Source organism: Bartonella sp. ML70XJBT (assembly GCF_028618425.1).
In the GTDB taxonomy this organism is placed as follows: domain Bacteria; phylum Pseudomonadota; class Alphaproteobacteria; order Rhizobiales; family Rhizobiaceae; genus Bartonella.
This window is the reverse complement of record NZ_JAQISX010000059.1, coordinates 1-3,429: the sequence shown is the minus strand read 5'-3', so window position 1 is coordinate 3,429 and position 3,429 is coordinate 1. Positions and strand designations below refer to the sequence as shown.

Genomic DNA, 3,429 nt, shown 5'->3' with positions numbered 1-3,429 from the left:
TGCAAAAATACGCCATTATTCTCAAGTCTGTGGTCAAGTCTATGGGAATTGTGAAATCTATGGAAAGGCTTTTATCTCTCAATATGCAAAAATTTATGACCATGCTTTTGTTTATGGCAATGCTCATATTTATGGGAATATTTATGGCAATGCTCATGTAAATGGTGGTGCTCGCGTTTTTGCTGATGCTCATATTTATGATTATGCGCATGTTTCTCATGATGCTGCGGTCTTTAGCTATGCAAGGGTCTATGGTCATGCCAATGTTTCTGGATCGGCTTGCATTTATAGCCATGGCAAGGTTTATAATTATGCTGTTATTAGGGGGCGTGCAAAGATTTATGGGAAGGTTTATGGCTCTGCTAGCGTGGCTGGCTCTTGTGAAGTTTATGGCTCTGTCTATGGCAATGCAAAACTCTCATATTGTGCAAAGGTCTGGGGGCGTGCTTATGGCAATGCAAAAATAAACAAAAAAAGCAAAGAAAAGTTGGTGCCCCAAAATTGTGAGGTTTATGAAAGCGATCATGTTATCAAGATTGTTGATGAAACAGAATAAAGAACGGCATGGGGGGCTTAAAAAATATCTTGTTTTTGATTATAACTATTAAAAATAGATCAGAATCAGATTAGAAAATCCAATATGGGGGAAATAAAATATCTTCTTTCAGGAGGCTTTTCTCTTATGTTTTGGTTCTCAAGCATAGAAAAAAAATATACATTTACAGATGATATAAGATCAATTGGAGGACACGAGGTTTATCGTATTAAAGCTGTTAAGGATTTTAGTGATGTTAAAGCAGGTGACTTAGGTGGTTTTATAGAAAAAGGAAAAAATTTATCCCATTACGGCGACTGTTGGGTATATTCTGGCGCTTGTGTCTATGGCAATGCCAAAGTCTATGACAATGCTAGAATTTATGGCAATGCTAAAGTCTATGAATTTTCAGAAGTTTATGGGAAAATCGGTGCTTTTAGAGCCTATATTCACGAAATTACCGAAGTTTATGGCTATGCAAAGATTTATGGCAATGCCAAAGTCTATGACAATGCTGAAATTTATGACGATGCTGAAATCTATGACAATGCTAAAATTTATAAAAGCGCAGAAGTTTTTGGTAATGCCAAAGTCTATGACAATGCCAAAATCTATGAAAAATCCAAAGTCTATGGCAATGCTAAAGTTTACGGCTATGCCGAAGTTTATGGCTATTCTTTCATTTATAAAAACGCTGAAGTTTTTGGCAATGCTAAAGTTTATAACGGGACTGCAATTTTAGGTAAGTTAGATTGTGATATCCGAAAACCTAACAATTAAACTATAAATCATCTAGAAAACACGAGATAGTGGATAAATGACAAGCTTTTTCACATTATATAAAAACTCGTAATTATATACTTTAATGCTGTTTTAAAATTTTATTGTTATCTTAAAAATTATCCTCTTATAGAACAATCTAATGTTACTATAACATCTTTAGATTTTGCGCTCGTCAATTTTGGCGAACGTTAATTTGTTTCTTTTTATGCGATTACCAATCCAATCGTTAAAACAAGCTGTGATCTTTAAACGTATGTTATAGATAATTCCAAACGACTAAATTTAAAAACAATGCGATTTTTGAGTGATAAAAACGTATCATAAAATTTATGAACTGTTATAAATGGTAGCTGCTTTTCATTTCATTTGAATACACACATGCGTTATAATATTCACATCATGATTTGCTTTTTATGCTCTATTCATACATAGCAATTGTTTATAAAAAATGGTCAAATTAAACATGCATAAAAGTGTGGATTCTGATAGGGGTGCATATAAAATTATTTAAATAACATATTGATTTATTTATATTTTTATGTCATATGTGGCGCCGGGCGCTAAAAACACGGTGAATAGTCCGCCGCTATACTTTTCCCTCGCGAAGGGTATTGTATGGTATAGCCACACCCGACATAATCATCATACGCTATTCAAAGCATAAAAGACAGTCAGTATTTTAAAGAATGGGAGAAACCTTTTCGTGGTCTATCCGCTATTCACAAGTGGTTTTTAAGCACTTGCCAATCCTTCTAAACAAACCTGCCTTTAAAGTCAATACGTATTTTTTATTTTTTTCACTTTTTTTCATTTTGGTTCTTACCTAATTGAATATCAAGCGCTTTTTCTAGCTCTCTGTCTATCTCATCACAAGACAATGGATATCCTCTCTCAAAATCATTCGTTATCTCACAAATCAATTGATCATCTTTTGTACGTTTTTTTATTTTTGCATTTACCTCATCTATCAACGCCTCATAACTCAATACGCTTTTTGGTAAATTACCACCGTATATCCACGCTTTTACCTGCGCTTTTGTACTGTAATCAACATTCTCTGGCATCTCATGATCTTGATATTGTCCACCATCGAATTCCTCATATTCCCTCATTCCATCATCATATTCGTAAAGGTTGTAAAAATGCTCTGAAACTCCCATTCCCCATGGTGCATATCCAACCGCCGTTGCAATAAATTTTTTTTGCTGTCTTTTACGGTTTCTTAAGAACATCTGATTTAATATCCCTTATCTAAATCTATAATTTTACCAATGGATTTATTTGCCTCAAAATGGACCGTACAGTGGCGTTTTTAATTTCAATGTGGATTTCATCAAAAAACTTTTAAATCGCTCTGTACGGTGCCTTTTTGTCGATTTAAACGCATATCTAATCTCAAAACCATTAGCACCTTTCACTATTTTACTGTTTTTCATTCAATGCTCTTTAAAACTTCTTCAAGTTCTTTTTGAAGCTTTTCAACCCGTTCTGATGTTGCAAGCGGCTTTTGTTCTCTTTCCTTTATTTCTGGCTTCTCAAGAACCTTTAAAACATGATTTGCACTCCAGCGAATATCACTTTCAAGCTTTTCGCAATAGCGATAAAAATCTGCTGTTGAAGGCATAAATGTTGTATTTAATCCCTCTGCTTTGCCTTTCAAAGCGTCCTTTGTTGCTGTCTGCAATGCCCAGCTGCTTATGCCTTCAAGAGCGTAAAAATACGCAAGCGCTGTTGCTTTCTCATCTGATCCTAATGGGCTTTTGAGACCATTGGAAAGGACAAGAAACGTTGTTTGTATTTCTTCTTCAGTCGCTTTTCTTTCAAGCCTTTGCAACGCATCATCAACCAATGAAGTAACTCTCTCCACTTCTGCACTCAATGGCTTTTGCCCCGTTTTCCAAAGGAATGGGGGTTCTGTTGTCATCCTCGAATAAAAATTTGTAAACACTGTCTGAATTTTTGATATTGGACATGTGCTGTGCAACTCGATAACTCCAGCCACGCTGCTGTTCTGTGTGTTGATTGCTTGTTTTTCCATAGTTTCCACCTTGTTGATTGATTTTATGATCTTTTGAATTCCTTACCCAGTTGCGCCATGTTGCTTGCCAATC

General features: G+C 35.2%; 4 protein-coding genes and 1 pseudogene. 2 read left to right on the top strand and 3 right to left on the bottom strand.

All coding sequences use genetic code 11. From position 1 onward, the window contains the following. Together PVV65_RS09360 and PVV65_RS09355 are read left to right on the top strand one after the other, a co-directional pair. Nucleotides 1-556: hypothetical protein (locus tag PVV65_RS09360; RefSeq protein WP_273789979.1), on the top strand; the 556-nt coding region annotated here is incomplete at its 5' end. A gap of 84 nt (nt 557-640) precedes the next feature. Beyond that, on the top strand, nt 641-1,315 hold the full coding sequence (locus PVV65_RS09355; RefSeq protein ID WP_273789978.1) for a hypothetical protein: 675 nt from the start codon (nt 641-643) through the stop codon (nt 1,313-1,315). Between the two features lie 800 nt (nt 1,316-2,115). Here the strand turns inward: PVV65_RS09355 and PVV65_RS09350 are convergent. The 3 genes and pseudogenes from PVV65_RS09350 to PVV65_RS09340 form a co-directional block, all read right to left on the bottom strand. Further along, nucleotides 2,116-2,550, bottom strand: coding sequence for a hypothetical protein (locus PVV65_RS09350; RefSeq protein ID WP_273789977.1), 435 nt, complete (start codon nt 2,548-2,550; stop codon nt 2,116-2,118). Nucleotides 2,551-2,750: 200 nt separating this feature from the next. Beyond that, nucleotides 2,751-3,197: a hypothetical protein gene (locus tag PVV65_RS09345; RefSeq protein ID WP_273789976.1), complete on the bottom strand. Its 447-nt coding sequence runs from the start codon at nt 3,195-3,197 to the stop codon at nt 2,751-2,753. After that, nucleotides 3,160-3,429 (bottom strand): annotated as a pseudogene (locus tag PVV65_RS09340) (hypothetical protein); the annotation flags it as partial. The gene PVV65_RS09345 and the pseudogene PVV65_RS09340, both read right to left, overlap by 38 nt.